At 62.5% G+C, this 14,990-nt stretch carries 12 protein-coding genes and 1 tRNA gene; 8 read left to right on the forward strand and 5 right to left on the reverse strand.

Features of this window, described 5'->3' with window-relative positions:
* The first annotated feature begins 68 nt into the window (after positions 1-68).
* The gene (locus tag C6376_RS13965) at positions 69-1,145 is read left to right on the forward strand and encodes an SUKH-4 family immunity protein (protein WP_107443714.1); all 1,077 of its coding nucleotides are present in this window, start codon (positions 69-71) and stop codon (positions 1,143-1,145) included.
* 418 nt (positions 1,146-1,563) lie between these two features.
* Here C6376_RS13965 and C6376_RS13970 read toward each other — a convergent pair whose 3' ends face one another.
* The gene (locus C6376_RS13970; RefSeq protein WP_107443715.1) at positions 1,564-2,166 is read right to left on the reverse strand and encodes a recombinase family protein; all 603 of its coding nucleotides are present in this window, start codon (positions 2,164-2,166) and stop codon (positions 1,564-1,566) included.
* A 1,387-nt stretch (positions 2,167-3,553) separates the two neighbouring features.
* Here C6376_RS13970 and C6376_RS43810 point away from each other — a divergent pair.
* The 4 genes from C6376_RS43810 (at position 3,554) to C6376_RS43815 (ending at position 6,556) form a co-directional block, all read left to right on the forward strand.
* Positions 3,554-3,958 (forward strand): hypothetical protein, encoded by a 405-nt coding sequence (locus tag C6376_RS43810; RefSeq protein WP_159083202.1) that lies wholly within the window; start codon positions 3,554-3,556, stop codon positions 3,956-3,958.
* A gap of 536 nt (positions 3,959-4,494) precedes the next feature.
* Positions 4,495-4,824: a winged helix-turn-helix transcriptional regulator gene (locus C6376_RS13975; protein WP_107443716.1), complete on the forward strand. Its 330-nt coding sequence runs from the start codon at positions 4,495-4,497 to the stop codon at positions 4,822-4,824.
* 140 nt (positions 4,825-4,964) lie between these two features.
* A complete protein-coding gene (locus tag C6376_RS13980; RefSeq protein WP_107443717.1) occupies positions 4,965-6,017 on the forward strand; it encodes a helix-turn-helix domain-containing protein in 1,053 nt (350 codons plus the stop codon).
* Between the two features lie 2 nt (positions 6,018-6,019).
* The gene (locus tag C6376_RS43815) at positions 6,020-6,556 is read left to right on the forward strand and encodes a hypothetical protein (protein WP_159083203.1); all 537 of its coding nucleotides are present in this window, start codon (positions 6,020-6,022) and stop codon (positions 6,554-6,556) included.
* Between the two features lie 616 nt (positions 6,557-7,172).
* Here the strand turns inward: C6376_RS43815 and C6376_RS13985 are convergent.
* The gene (locus C6376_RS13985) at positions 7,173-7,538 is read right to left on the reverse strand and encodes a hypothetical protein (protein ID WP_107443718.1); all 366 of its coding nucleotides are present in this window, start codon (positions 7,536-7,538) and stop codon (positions 7,173-7,175) included.
* Between the two features lie 331 nt (positions 7,539-7,869).
* Positions 7,870-8,253 carry a DUF6415 family natural product biosynthesis protein gene (locus C6376_RS13995; protein WP_107443720.1) on the reverse strand — a complete coding sequence of 128 codons (384 nt, stop codon included), beginning with the start codon at positions 8,251-8,253 and terminating at the stop codon, positions 7,870-7,872.
* A 145-nt stretch (positions 8,254-8,398) separates the two neighbouring features.
* Between C6376_RS13995 and C6376_RS14000 the strand changes: the two genes are divergently transcribed.
* A complete protein-coding gene (locus tag C6376_RS14000; RefSeq protein ID WP_107443721.1) occupies positions 8,399-9,550 on the forward strand; it encodes a helix-turn-helix transcriptional regulator in 1,152 nt (383 codons plus the stop codon).
* Positions 9,551-9,721: 171 nt separating this feature from the next.
* Here the strand turns inward: C6376_RS14000 and C6376_RS14005 are convergent, their stop codons facing one another.
* Positions 9,722-10,687, reverse strand: a complete 966-nt coding sequence (locus C6376_RS14005) for a site-specific integrase (RefSeq protein WP_254075936.1) — start codon at positions 10,685-10,687, stop codon at positions 9,722-9,724.
* A gap of 266 nt (positions 10,688-10,953) precedes the next feature.
* Positions 10,954-11,028 (reverse strand) — tRNA-Cys (locus C6376_RS14010).
* A gap of 247 nt (positions 11,029-11,275) precedes the next feature.
* Here C6376_RS14010 and C6376_RS14015 point away from each other — a divergent pair.
* Both C6376_RS14015 and C6376_RS14020 read left to right on the forward strand, forming a co-directional pair.
* On the forward strand, positions 11,276-12,730 hold the full coding sequence (locus tag C6376_RS14015; RefSeq protein ID WP_107443722.1) for an MFS transporter: 1,455 nt from the start codon (positions 11,276-11,278) through the stop codon (positions 12,728-12,730).
* 207 nt (positions 12,731-12,937) lie between these two features.
* Positions 12,938-14,734, forward strand: coding sequence for a DEAD/DEAH box helicase (locus tag C6376_RS14020; protein ID WP_107443723.1), 1,797 nt, complete (start codon positions 12,938-12,940; stop codon positions 14,732-14,734).
* Positions 14,735-14,990 lie beyond the last annotated feature (256 nt).

Here is a 14,990-nt window from a genome sequence, read left to right on the forward strand (position 1 = left end):
GTTGTCAGTGGGTCCGCATAGGCTGCGGAGCAGTGGGACGGCGCACGCGAATTCCGCCAGGGGGACCGATGGGCACGACCAGGACCACCACCGCCATGACGACGATCACCTTCACCGAGGACGAGCTGAACCCGTACATCGCACACGCCCCGGCCCGCCGCCGGCTGACCGGCCCGGGCCTGCGCGGCCTGCCGGGCGCCGGCCGACGGGAGACGGATTCCGTCCTGCTCGACGGGATGACGGGAGAGATCCCGACGACGTACTTCTTCCACGACCGCCTCGACCTGATGGACGCCCTGCCGCTCGCCCCTGCCCTGGAGGAGCTGCTCCGTTGCGCCACGGCCGTGGACGAACTGGCGGCCCTGCGCGGCCAGTTCGCCTGCTATGCCGGCCGGCTCGGGCCGCAGGCGGTGGCCGGGGCCTCCCGGCGGCTGCTGGCGGTGTTCGAGGCGGGCGCCGAAGGCCTGGGCGACGCCTCCGCCCTGTTCTGGAAGCTGGCCGCGGTGATCCGTCCGCTGGCCCTGGTGACCGGCCCCGTCACGACGTCCGGCCTGGCCCTGGACCTGCCGGTCCGGTTGCTGGACGAGGAGTTCGGCTCGGCGTGCGTCGTCCGCTTCGAGGGCATCGACGTCCCCGCCGCCCTCACGCACGCTCCGACCCGCCGCTTCCTGCGCGCGACGGGCCTGCCGGAGGAGGCCGCGCTGTTCTCCCTGGAGCCGGACATGCCGCTGCGGACGCTCGCCGAGCACCATGCCGACGACCGGGCCACCGACAACGACCCGGCCGACGACCGCGACGGCGTCGGCGCCGGAAGTGGCCTCCCGGCGCACGCCGACCGCCTCATCCGGCTGGGGAGCCTCGCCGAGGACACCAGCCTCGTCGTGGACGGCGTCACGGGCGCGGTGCTGAGCTGGAGCGAACCGGACCACACCCTGCGTCCGCTCAACGCCGACATCTCCACCCTCGCGTTCACCCTCTGGCTGCTGAGGCACGAGCGCGCCCCCCACGCCGTGCGCGAACTCACCGAGGCCTACGGCCGGCTCGCCGACACGATGTCCCGCAACCTGGCCGCGGTCGACCGGGCCGGGCCGGTGGGCACGGTCGTCGCCCGTGAGGCCACCCCGGCCGATCCCACGGACGCCTGACGAGCCTTCACACACCACGCGCTGCCCGGCCGCCCGGCGGCACCGCCCTCCCGCGTCACCGAACCGGGCAGGTCGGCTTCCCTGTTCGGGGCGGGGCCGCCGGGCTCGTGGTCGGCCGAGACGCCCACTGAGACGGACGATCGACAGGGCGGCACCCCGGCCGGGATGCCGCCCTGTCCTTTCGCCTGGTCGGGCACTGGAGACCGCGACGGGATTCGAACCCGTGTAACTCGCTTTGCAGTCTGCTCACGCAGCCTGGGACTCGTACCGAGTCTGACCAGGCTCGTCCCCTTGGTCAAGCGGTTCAGGACATGGCAGGCGACTTACTCAACTCCGGGCACAGAGGGCCGGAACACAGAAGAACCCCGTAGGCACCAGGGGCGCTGTACGGGGCTCTGAGGGGCTGTCAGGGAGCGGTTCAGCTCTGGCTCTCGTCGTGCACCTGGAGAGCCTGAGAGATGGCACCGACGGACGGGTTACGGGTTTCTCCGCTCCCGGTCTTGTAGGTGAGGTGCGGCTGAATCTGCCGGATGGTGAATCCCTTGTCCCGGAGCGCCACAGCCTGAGCCGTAAGAGCCTCAGTCATGACCGGACGGCGACCACCAACCCGCCCGTTCTTCCGGGCACTCTCAAGGCCGTTCTTGGTCTTCTTCACGATGTCCCGTCGCCGGTCCTCTGCCAGAGCGAAAGCAAGGTCGAGAATCAGGCTGCGCTCTGTGTGCTCACCCTTGGCGATACCGTCCAGGACCTTTACGGCTACGCCACGCTCGAAAAGATCAGTCAGCATCAGCAGTCCCTCAAGGAGGTTCCGGCCGAGCCGGTCAACCTCTTGGACCGTGAGCATGTCTCCCTCTCGCATGTAGTCGAGAGCGGAGAGGAGTCCGGGGCGTTCCGAGACGGTGAGCTTCCCAGAGATCTTCTCCTCAAAGACCTTCACGCAACCGGCGTCGTTCAACGCATCGTGCTGTCGAGCCGTCTCCTGCTTGTCCGTGGAAACCCTCACGAGTCCGACGAGTGCCATGGGAACCCCCTCCGTGTTCATCAAACGCACCGGCCAACAAGATGAACAGTACCAGATAGATGAACGGGTTGATGAACAGATTCGGGCGCTCCATGGGTCAAGTCGGCAGGTGTCGGCTCAGGTTCACCAGACGATCGTTTGATGAACAGTCGCCCGATGGCTCCGAACAGCACTCTTGCTACAAACCTTGAGACAATTGGAGGGAGGGGGAGGCGCACCAGGTAGACGAGACAGACAGGAGATTGATCATGAGCATGGGACCAGGGATGCCGGTGAATATGGACGCGATCGACGCAATGGCAGCGACGGCGACGGCCGGAGCGAGTCAGGGAGATCAGACGCTAGGGAACCTTCAACAAGGCTTCCTGAACTCGGGAGGTGGCCGTACGGCAAGCTTTGGCCAGGGAGCCCTAGAGGGGCGCGCAGTGCTCGCACTGACCATGTGACACACATTCAGACCCTTGCAGGTCAAGGGGTTTGTGTAACAATTTCATGACGAAAAGATCACGAGTTTATTACATAATTACAGTACGTGATCGAGAGGCATTAAAGAGCCCCGACTAATCTACGGACAGTGATAGTCCCTGGTGGTCGGGGCTCTGTGCTGTCCGGGCTCAAACGAAGATGCTGTGCATTCATGGGATAATGGAGTCATAGAAGGGGACGGCCGTAGAGAGACAGACACGACCACCCCGGAGTAGCAATGAGCACAACCCTTGAATACCTGCCTATCTGGCAGGTACGAGACCTCTCTTTCGCAGCCAAGATGACTTGGCTTGCCTTCCATGCCGGAATCCCGGTGCCTGATACGGCATGGCGCGACTACCTATCCAAGATGGGTCAGCCGTACGTACCCAAGGAAGCCTGCCTAGCTGAGCTAGAGGTTTCCGGATGGTTGGCGTAAGGGGTGCAGAGATGACCCCGAAAGCCTACGCCGTACTCAGCCTCATGCAATGGCACCGCGAACGAGGAGAAACCGCCTCCGTGGACGTCCTGGCAGAGGCAACGCGTATGACGTTCCCGGAGCTGGGACAGTGCCTCAGAGAGGTAAGCAAGCACGTTACAGAGACCCTATGGCCGGACGGCCCAAGAACAGCAGCATAGAAGAAAGGAAGCGATGGACGAGACAGACGTAATCGAGCTGAGACGAGAGGCCAGGGTAAATGCCAGAGCGAACATGCTTTGGCTGTACCTGAACTCACTTCCCGTAGAAGAGGAACTGAGATTTTCGCAACCCCAGCTTTGTGAAGCTCTAGGTCTGGGCACAGACGGTCGGAGTCTCAGAGAGGCTGTGACAGCACTGGAAGACAGAGGAAATCTCGTTGTGGACCGTACGCACAAGCCACACCGATACACAATCAATCCACACTGAACTAGGAGAAGAAATATGACCAACAACGCATTCAGTTTCGGAGCCACGGAAACCGACTTTTGGGCTCGACAGATGGACCCGAAGTATCAGGCGCAGCGCGCGGCAGAGAAGGAAGCCAAGGATGCCGAACAGAGAAGAATGATTCAGGCTTACCAGGCAGAGCAGCAGCGTCAAGCTGTCATGTCCTCTGCCGGACCAGCCATTTTGGATCTGATCCAGGGATACCTAAACAGAAACACGCCTGCCGTTGCTCGCAACGTAGAGGCTGACTTTGTGGAGCGTCTACCGGGCACTACTCCCGCTGACTTCCGTACGGCACTTGAGTATTTGAAGCAGGCCGGAAGTGTGCATGAGCTTGTCTCAAGTACTCAAGGTTTCATGGGGGAAAAGACCACGCACCTGTACCCACTGGGGGACTAATGGCAGAACCAGACTTCCCAGTCATCGCATTCTTCACTTACCTGCGTGATCTCGGGGAGCCGTATCCAAGGGAATCATTCGAGAGGGAGTGGCCGGGCATCGACTACGACACAACCCATAGTGAGGCTCTGGAGAAACTGAGGGATGCGGAACTGTCCATCGAACCAGGACAAGCTTTCACTTACGACATGCCTAGGGGAGTTCTGTTTACTCAGAGAAGCGCGAGAATCATTCGGATTGATTAAGGCGAATACAGAAGAACCCTCAAATCCTAGGAAGGGGGATACCTGGATTTGAGGGTTCTTCTGTGCGTTGAACATCAAGCGCTGAGAAGTGCCGGAAACATAGACAGTCGGTACGGTTTCATGCGTCGAATAATGGACCGAGTAGCGAGCAATTCACTAAGAACTAGGATACATCAATCGAGTTCTTTGATGAAACTCACGGGGAGTTCTTGCCGGAAACCGAAATGAACCTTACTTCTGGGATAATAGTCTCAGGAGCAGCAACGACCAATCAAGGAGAAATTAAGGAGCATGATTCAGAACACGAAGATTCTCTACAGAAATGACTTGAGCCTAGGCGCGCGAGTTACTTACTACCTGATTCAGGATGAGGACACCATGCGCTATGAGCGAGCGCACAACCACGGCGACGGAGGAAATCCGCTAGAGCCATTGATTCTCACCAATGAGGAGTTGGCCAAGAGAGTTGGTAAGTCTCTGTACTCCGTAAGGAACTACCTAGACGAACTCAAGGCGGCTGGTCTCATCAAGACTTCGATTCGCAATGCCGGTACTCACTTTAGGTTCGCCCAAGGATTCAATCCCGAGAATGACGCGTACTGGAATGAGCTTTGGGCATAAGAAAACCCCCACAGGAGGATACGGCCTGTGAGGGTTCCCTGGAAGGAGGACAGAAGAGATGAGCGCGCCAAACCTTATCGAAAACCTCTGTACCGATCCAAACCATGCAAGTACTAGAACCTACGTAAAGGATATCAGCTATGCCAGGCAGACCCGATTTCACAGACCGCAAGATCCATGTATTGGAGAACCCGACGGTCAGATACAAGGAAGGTGAGTTCGAGACGTACGCAAAGGCACTACGCCAGGCAATCAAGAGAGGTGAAATCTCCCACCAGGCAGGATGGCTATGGCTAACCATCTCAGAGCTAGCAGGAGACGACAGAGAGGCTTACTCGGGCCAGGAGTACCTAGCCAATGAACTCAATACCTCTGTGCCCTCTATTAAGCGTTGGACCAAGGAACTAGAAGAGACAGGGTGGCTGGTCAAGCAGAACCGTACGGCTACCTCTAACAAGTACTGGACTGCCATTCCTGCTGAGGCTAACGCGCTTCACCAGGACTACACACCACGCCTAACTACGGTTGGCCAGGAGTTGAGCACCCGCAAGCGTTCCACCAGAGCTAAGAGCACTCCTGCCGAGACTCATAAGCTCACTGGTGATCCTATGGAGAATGAGCCTATGGACAGCGTTCATAAGCTCATGGATGAGCCTATGCATAAGCTCACTGGTGATCCTATCGATAAGCTCACCAGCGATCCTCTAACAAGACAGAGCATTAAAGAGACAGAGCATAACCATACAGAACTAGCAAGTTACCAGAGAGTAACTAAATGCCTAGAGGATAACCAGCGATCTCCTCTGGTAGAGACTAAGTCTCCTCTGGTCATCCCTGGTGAAGTACCTATGGAAGAAATCGGTATCTCTCCTCTGGTAGACGATAGTCGCGTCTCCGACGCTCCTGTCTCTCCCTCTGGTGAGACTAAGAAGTCTCGTGCTTCCTTTGTTGTGAAGAAGAGTGCAGCTCCTTCGAAGAAGACAGGTACTTCCCACGTACCCGCGCCCTCTCTGGGCGCTACACGTCCTTACCAGGGCGCTCCACAGCTTTCCAGAACGGAACAGCACCATCTGAACATTCGTCTACAGGGACAGCAGAATATTAAGGCTGCACGCCTAAAGGAAGAGGAGACCGCCAGACGTAAGGCTGAGTTCGCGGCTTACGTGAGCGCAGAGACCATGGAAGGAGTCTGAGTATGACCAAGACATGTAAGAACTGTCAGGAGAAAAAGCCACTCGACAGATTCACCACGGACGGCAGAACCAGGGATGGACTCCGTAAGGTCTGTGAGGATTGCCGTACGGCTGTGCGCCCCTCTGGTGCCTCTGTACTGGCTCCCGTAGAGCCAGAGACCAGGGAGCGGCAGAACGGCTCTCAGACAGCCACTGAGACCCGTAGAAAGGCTCTGGCCGACTACGAGAACACCTTTGCCGACATCGTGAAGGGGTTGGACACCCTGGACACTCTGAATGCCCCTTGGCCATTCGACGACTACTCAATGACAGAGGAGCAGCTAGGCGCAGCAGACGGAATTCTGATTGCCCTATTGCGTGGAGACCTATACGGCTCCCACTACCTGATGGGTCAGGTTTGCAAGACTGCCGAGGATGCGGCCCGTCTCCTTTCTCACTTGACTGAGATTCTGATTGAGTTCGGTGTTGAAGATAAGGAAAAGCTCATTCGGGTGACACAGAACGTAATCAATAGCAGGGTAACCCGAGAAGCAGCATAGTCGGAAACAGGGAAAGTCCAGGGATATGCATTCCCTGGACTTCTCTATTGAATAGTGAATGGGGATCGCCGGCGTGGTACGCAATTCTCATTCTTTCGCAATTGAGCAAGGCTACTGAATTACTAATTCCATGACTATCCGGCTGTGGTGCCTGGTTTTCTGGGTAGTTCCGTAGGTATCTCGCTTTAGATGAGTTACTGCTCTTGATGAGAGTTCCGAGTTCCAGGGCAAAATTTCCGAGAACCCGGATTCCCTCACTACTCCTGTGGAGTTACTTGTTTTCCGGGTAGTGCATGCTCATTACCCGATAGGTCTTCACAACCATCTTAGGCATCTTGTACAGCGATAGAATCAAACACTTCGCTCCTGACTGGTTGGTTGCAGGCTCGATAGCCAAGACTTCAACGGTCTTTCCGTTCTGCAACTTCAGGTAATCGCCTGCCTTCAACTTCTTTGCTGGCTTACGTGGTGGATTTTTAATGTCGTTCCCCTCCTCTCCTTGACTTCCCTTCATCATCTCACCGACCACTGACAAACAGACATGGGCGATTCCGCTTACGGGCACAGAAGAGCGCCCGACTCCGACAGGGGAACCGAGCGCTTATCTGTGGGTCGCCTACTGTGCTCCCAGCACCTTCACCTCACACGTTCGTACCGTTGCGTCTCCGGGACGACGACCGATGACCTTGAAGGTGAGGGACTTTCCAGGCTGGATTGCATCTGTGGTCGTCTGCCCCATGTCCACCTGTCTCCCCTCCCCGTTGAACCAGTAGAGCTGAATCACGTAGGCCGTGACGTCCGGGAAGTCATTGGTTGCCTTGAGTTCCATAGTGGTTCCCTGGTCAGTGCCACAGTGAGTGACCTTTACCGGCTCATCCGATTCACCGCTCTTTTCGTCCGTGCTCCCGCATCCCGCTATGGCGACGCTGGTAAACAGAGCGATTCCCACCAGGTGGGTAAGCGTCCTCTTCTCGTTCCTCATGTTCTCTTCCGATCCTGGGGCTGTGTACAGCCGTCTGCTGACGTAAGAGAGCCCCCGGCGGGGGAATCCGGGGACTCTCGGTCTTATGGCCCTCTCAGGGGCTCTCAGGAGTCCTTACGCCACTCGGCATCAGGTGACGTCAGCTTGGCCACCAGGACACGAGCCAGAATGCGAATGGGAGCCTCATCCGGCTGCACCAGGTGAGCGTGTTCACGGTGCGCCCATACCGTCCAACCGGGGCCGGAATTGCCGTGTTCGTAGGCGACGGGTACCGCGTCCTCTGGCTCTGTGATCAGTCCATCGCAGTACCGGCAGACGTGAAGGGTCTGAGTCACGAATGACCCCCGAGATTCACGTAGTGGTCGGCAAGGGCTCTGACAGACCGTGCGAGCCTCTGAGCGTGCGCTACGCCTGCCGGAAGCGTCCCGTTGGAGGGTTCCAGCCTCAGCCGCATACGGGCCTCTCCAATACACGCCAGAGCGCATGCGCGCGGTACGTCATCCTTGGGGAGCTTTCCGGCCGCTGTCTCTACGTCAGGGATGGCCACCATGATCATTCCCCGGAGTAGGAGAGTCAGGGTCTCGACCTCTTCCAGAGACGGGAGTTCGGCATCCTCCGAGAGCAGACGTGCGGCCGTCTCGCGCATCGCCTCCACATCGATGGGGATGTGTTCAGGCTTGCTCTCGGTGCCACTGTCGGCGGTACGGTGCGCCATGTCGGCTCCTGTAGTCGGCCCACCCGATCACCCTGCATGTGGTCGGGTGGTTTTGCGTCTGTCCACACAACCGATGCGCCGATGCCATAGGGCAGTTGACCAGCGTTGACTACGATGGACGTCAACAGTCAACGGGAGCTGCACCATGATCGACTTTGGGTCTGAGGTACGGACGGCACTCAAGGCACAGGGGAAGAGCCTCAGAGGTGCAGCCAGGGAATTGCACTATGACGTTGCCTATCTGAGTCGCGTACTCAATGGGAAACAGGCTCCCTCAGCCGAGTTGACCCAAGCCGTTAACGAATACCTCGGTCTGTCCCTGACTGTGGAAGACAGCGGCTCTCATGACGATGAGATGGATGCATGGGAGTTGGCTCGACGCGTACAGGCAAGCGACGTAGGAAACGCCACCCTTGAGCGGCTAGAGCGTGCCTTTGATGGTCTGGCTATGGCATACCCGAAAGCCAAGCCGGAAGACCTCTTGCGCCACGTACGTAAGCACACTGCTTATGTGGGGAAGTTGCTCGACAGCAAGAAGACCCTTTCCGAGCACCGACGCTTGTTGGTCATCGGGGGATGGATGTCCCTCTTGGGCGCGACAGTCCATATCGACCTGATGCAAGACGATGCGGCTACGGCTCGATTGGAGACGGCCGCAACGCTCGCAAGGGAAGCCGGGCATCCTGAGATTGAGGCATGGTGCTACGAGACTGAGGCTTGGAGACTCCTCACCGATGGGGATTACGTCCAAGCCGTTGACCTCTCCCGAGCCGCACAGGAGATAGCTCCCGCTGGTTCCTCTGGGCTCATTCAGGCGACCGCACAAGAGGGAAGAGCACACGCACGGCTAGGGAACGGCGCAGAGACGTATTCGGCTATCGAGCGGGTACAGGCTCTCTCTGCTGCTATCGGCGCTCCCGATACGCCAGAGCACCACTACCGCTACGACCCTGCAAAGGCTCTGTCCTACACGGCTACAACGCTTGCATGGCTTGGGGATGCGGCAGCAGAGCCGTACGCCAGGGAAGTAATCAAGAGACTGAGTCCCGGTGAGGATGTAAGCCAATGGCCACGACGTGTGGCTTCCGCGAATATCGACCTAGCCCTAGTACTCCTCAAAGAAGACCGGCTAGACGAAGCGTGCGACTCGGCACAGAAAGCCATTCTGTCCGGCCGTGTGGTCCCCTCCAATCACTGGCGCGCCCTGGAAGTCGTCAAGGCTGTTGAGGCTCGACAGCTACCGGAGAGCGCAGACCTGCGAGAGGCATACCAGGGGCTCAAGGCCATTGAGCCGTAGGGCTACTGCCCAAACCTCTGGAAGCCCTACGCACTCGAAAGACCGGGGTAGCCCGGTCGGAGAGTCGAACGTTGAAGGTAGGGGGTCGTTTTTCCCGAACAACTCGACAGAAAAGCACAGAGCCCAGGTTTCCCCTCTGCGGGAGTTACCTGGGCTCTTGTGTGTCTTGGGTCAGTACCTGTCTCCCAAGCCCTGTACGGCGTTCACAGCCCTTGTGCTGGCCATGTCCGCCCCGTACCTGCGGAGCATTGCGGGAGACTTCCAACCCCGGATAGCCATGATGTGTTCTCCCGAGACTCCAGCCGCTTTGAGGTCATCCGCCCACGTGTGACAGAACGAGTGAGGAGCAACCTGTGCAGGGTCGTAACCCGCATCCTTTGCCCGCTTCTTCACCATGACGTACAGCCCCCTGTACTGGAGTGCTCCCCGTCCCCGCATCCCGAGCCAGAGGAACGGGGTTGAGTCCGCCATGGCGTGAGCGGAGCGCACTCGGAGATACCGAGCTAGAGCCTTTGCCGTCTTGGGCTGGAGAGGGACCACCCGAGCGTCAATGCTGTTCCTGTCTCCCTTCAACGGAATGACCAGCATGGTTCGCGCGGCTAGGTCCAAGTCTTCTACCCGGAGGTTCAGCAACTCCTCTGCCCTCAGCCCCTCTGTGAGGACACGGACGATTGCGTGATCCCGAACGGTCTGGAAGTCACGGACTTTGGGAGAGCCGTTCCCGGTGACCTTGAGTACGTCGGTCACAAACTCTTCAGAGAGCGTCTTGGGCTTACCGAGAGGGGGAGCGGCGTAGCGGTGAAACTTGGGGGAGTCGTACGGGTTGGTGTGGTCGTACTCCTCTGCCAGATAGATGAACAGCGGCCGGAGGTTCCTTTGAAGGGTGTTGGTCCCTCCCGTGTATCCGCCCTTGCCGTCCTGAGACTTCGGGACGTCATGGACTCGGTAGTACCAGCGAAAGAAGCGGTTCAGGGTGGCCACATCACACGTGGTGAAGTCCCCTTCTACTCCGCTCTCGGTCATCCAGTTGTGCAGAGCGACACCAGCGAACTTGTACGCGTTGATGGTCTTGCGCTGGTACGGCCGTCCGAACCTGTTGGTGATCGTGCTCAGGTGAAGGTCGAGTTCATCGAGCATGGCTGTGCGCGCATCCGTGGCTGAGCGTCCGTCAAGGACTCTGAGAGGTGCTGTCGGCTGTGTCGGCTCAGCGCTCTGAGGCTTCCTGAGCGCGCTCCGGAGAGGTGTACGTGCTGGCACTGTGGGCTCCCTTGCGCCGTGTGGCGCTCTGTGGAGCTAGGTCAGTCCGTAGTGGACCAAGCAACTGACCTAGCCCCGTCTTGGACGGGAGTCCCTTGCTGTGAGAGCTGTGTCTGACCTTGAAACATGCAGGTCAGAGACTGTCTTGGAGGCCGTGGCGGGATTCGAACCCGTGTAACTCGCTTTGCAGGCGAGTCCCTGAGCCTCTCGGGCACACGGTCAGGCCGGTGGCGGGGTGTCGGCCCCGCCGGACTTCCTGTGACGACCGTACGGGCGGGGCGGGAAGTGGCTCAAGCAAACGGCCGGTGCTGCAACGGGACTGCCATACGCCGTTCATGAAAGCGGGTCGGGAGGCGGCCGGGGGCCGGTGGAGGGCGGGCGCAGGGTGGGACCTAGTACCGAGGTCCCGGGCGGGGATCAGTCTTCCGACAGGGGTCAAACGCGGTTGTGAACCTTACGCTGGCGGCCATGGCTGCCCTCGAACCCCGCGACGCCGTCGCCGCCGACGCCCCGGAGAACCCCGACACGTCACCGGGACCCGACGAGACCGTCCTCGGACGTCCCTACCGCGCCCTCAGCATCGGCATCGTCTCCGTCGTGCTGCTCATCGCCTTCGAGGCGACCGCCGTCGGGACGGCCATGCCCGTCGCGGCACGGGAGCTCGACGGGGTGTCGCTCTACGCGTTCGCGTTCTCGGGGTACTTCACGACCAGCCTTTTCGGGATGGTGTTCGCCGGGCAGCTCTCGGACCGCCGCGGCCCGCTCGCGCCGCTCGCGGGCGGGATCGCGGCCTTCGCGGCGGGGCTCGTGCTCTCCGGGAGCGCCGGGACCATGTGGGTGTTCATCCTCGGGCGGGCCGTGCAGGGGCTCGGGGGCGGACTGGTGATCGTCGCGCTGTACGTCGTCGTCGGACGGGCCTATCCGGAGCGGCTGCGGCCCGCGATCATGGCAGCGTTCGCCGCGTGCTGGGTCGTGCCGTCCGTGGTCGGGCCGTTGGCCGCCGGTGCGGTGACCGAACGGCTGGGGTGGCGCTGGGTCTTCCTCGGGATACCGGTCCTGGTCGTGCTGCCGCTCGCGCTGGCGCTGCCGCAGATACGGCGTCGGGCGGGCGGCCCGGTGGCGGGCGCGGCCGTCGCGGCCTTCGACCGGCGGCGGATCCGCCTCGCGCTCGGCATCTCCCTCGGCGCCGGACTCCTGCAGTACGCCGCGCAGGATCTGCGGCCGCTCTCCGCGGCGCCCGCCGTCGCGGGGTGCGCGCTGCTCGTCCCCGCCGTGCTCGGACTGCTGCCGCGCGGCACCTGGCGGGCGGCCCGCGGGCTGCCCTCGGTCGTGCTGCTGCGCGGCCTGGCCGCCGGATCTTTCATCGCCGCCGAGTCCTTCGTGCCGCTGATGCTCGTCACACAGCGCGGGCTGAGCCCCACCCTCGCCGGGTTCTCGCTCGCCGCCGGCGGGGGGACCTGGGCGCTGGGGTCGTGGGTGCAGTCACGGCAAAGGGTGACGCCCTACCGGCAGCGCCTCACCGTGCTCGGGATGGTGCTGGCGGCCGCCGCAATCGCCGCCGCCCCCGCCGTGCTGGTGGCTTCCGTGCCCGTCTGGACGGTGGCCGTCGCCTGGGGTTTCGGGTGTTTCGGGATGGGGCTAGTCATCTCCTCGACCAGTGTGCTGCTGCTGCAGCTCTCGGCACCCGAGGAGGCCGGCGCCAACTCCGCGGCCCTGCAGATCTCGGACGGGCTCTCCAACGTGCTGCTGCTCGCCGCCGGTGGCGCGGCCTTCGCGGCGCTCGGCGGCGGCAGCGTCGCGCACCCGGCCGCCGCCGCCGGCTCCTCCCATCCGGCCGCCTTCGCCGCCGTCTTCCTGCCGATGGCCGCGGTGGCGCTCGCGGGCGCCTGGGTGGCGACCCGGCTGCACGAGCGGTCCGCGTGAGCGGGCGTACGGTCCGGTGATCGACGTGGCGTCCGGCGCGGAGAACGGGGCCGCCGCGACCGCGCGGCGGCCCCGGACGCTGTGAGCTGGGTCCCACCCGTGGGCGACGCGGCCTCGTCGGCGCGGCGGCATCCGGGCCGCCGGTAGGGTGGCCCGGTTGTCATACGTAGCCGAGTAACGAGCAGCCCGACCCCCGAACCGGAGACCGTGACTACCACCGCCGCCACCTCCACCTCCCACCACCTGTCGCCCGCCTTCCCCGGCCGCGCCCCCTGGGGCACCGCCGGCAAACTGCGGGCCTGGCAGCAGGGGGCGATGGAGAGATACCTCCAGGAGCAGCCGCGCGACTTCCTGGCCGTCGCCACCCCCGGCGCCGGCAAGACGACGTTCGCGCTGACCCTCGCCTCCTGGCTGCTGCACCATCACGTCGTGCAGCAGGTGACCGTGGTCGCGCCGACCGAACACCTGAAGAAGCAGTGGGCGGAGGCGGCGTCCCGCATAGGCATCCGGCTCGATCCCGAGTACAGCGCCGGACCGCTCAGCAAGGACTACCACGGCGTCGCCGTGACCTACGCGGGTGTCGGCGTGCGCCCGATGCTGCACCGCAACCGCAGCGAGCAGCGCAAGACCCTCGTCATCCTCGACGAGATCCACCACGCCGGCGACAGCAAGTCGTGGGGCGAGGCGTGCCTCGAGGCGTTCGAGCCGGCTACCCGCCGCCTCGCACTCACCGGCACGCCGTTCCGGTCGGACACCAACCCCATCCCGTTCGTCACGTACGAGGAAGGCGACGACGGCATCCGGCGGTCCGCCGCCGACTACACCTACGGGTACGGGTCGGCGCTCGCCGACCACGTCGTGCGGCCCGTCATCTTCCTCTCCTACAGCGGCAACATGCGCTGGCGCACCAAGGCCGGCGACGAGATCGCGGCCCGGCTCGGCGAGCCGATGACGAAGGACGCGATCAGCCAGGCCTGGCGCACCGCGCTCGACCCGCGCGGCGAGTGGATGCCGAGCGTGCTGCGCGCCGCCGACCAGCGCCTCACCGAGGTCAGGAAGGCCATCCCGGACGCCGGTGCGCTCGTCATCGCCTCCGACCAGGACTCCGCCCGCGCCTACGCCAAGCTGATCCGGGAGATCACCGGCTCGAAGGCGACCCTCGTCCTGTCCGACGACACCGGCGCGTCGCGTCGCATCGACGACTTCAGCGGCAGCACCGACCGCTGGATGGTCGCCGTGCGCATGGTGTCCGAGGGTGTCGACGTGCCGCGCCTCGCGGTCGGGGTGTACGCCACCACCATCTCCACACCGCTCTTCTTCGCCCAGGCCGTCGGACGTTTCGTGCGGTCCCGGCGGCGCGGCGAGACCGCCTCCGTCTTCCTGCCGACCGTGCCCGACCTGCTCGGTTTCGCGGGGGAGATGGAGCGCGAGCGCGACCACGTCCTCGACAAGCCCAAGAAGCAGGGCGAGGAGGATCCGTACGCCGAGTCCGAGAAGGAGATGGACGAGGCGAACCGGGAACAGGACGAGGACACCGGCGAGCAGGAGCAGTTCGCCTTCGAGGCGCTGGAGTCCGAGGCCGTCTTCGACCGGGTGACGTACAACGGGGCCGAGTTCGGCATGCAGGCCCACCCCGGCAGCGAGGAGGAGCAGGACTACCTCGGCATCCCGGGGCTGCTGGAGCCCGACCAGGTGCAACTGCTGCTGCAGAAGCGGCAGGCCAAGCAGATCGCGCACAGCAGGAAACGGCCGGACGCCGAGGCCGATCTGCTGGAGCTGCCCGCCGAGCGGCGGCCGGTCGTCTCGCACAAGGAGATGATGGAGCTGCGCAAGCAGCTCAACACCATGGTGGCCGCGTACGTGCACCAGAGCGGCAAGCCGCACGGGGTGATCCACACCGAGCTGCGGCGGGTGTGCGGCGGACCGCCGAGCGCGGAGGCGACGGCGGGACAACTGCGCCAGCGCATCGCCAAGGTGCAGGAGTGGGCGACCCGGATGAAGTGAGTCCCGCCGGGCCCGCGGTGATCGCCGCGGCGTGTTCCTGCGGTCTCGTCCGGCTCCGTCAGTCCCGTCAGTCCCGTCAGTCCCGAGGGGCGCGTACGACGCTGCCACGCTCCGTACGTATCGGGATAAATGCAGGTAGTCCCTACCGGTCGTTGACCGGATTCTGGACGGAGCCTTCCGCTCAGCGAACCGGCTTCGCTACTGTCCCGCTACGCACACGCCCCGTGGCAGCGCCGCCGCGGAGCGCAGCCGTGAA

Origin of the sequence: Streptomyces sp. P3 (genome assembly GCF_003032475.1) — a bacterium.
Lineage (GTDB): Bacteria > Actinomycetota > Actinomycetes > Streptomycetales > Streptomycetaceae > Streptomyces.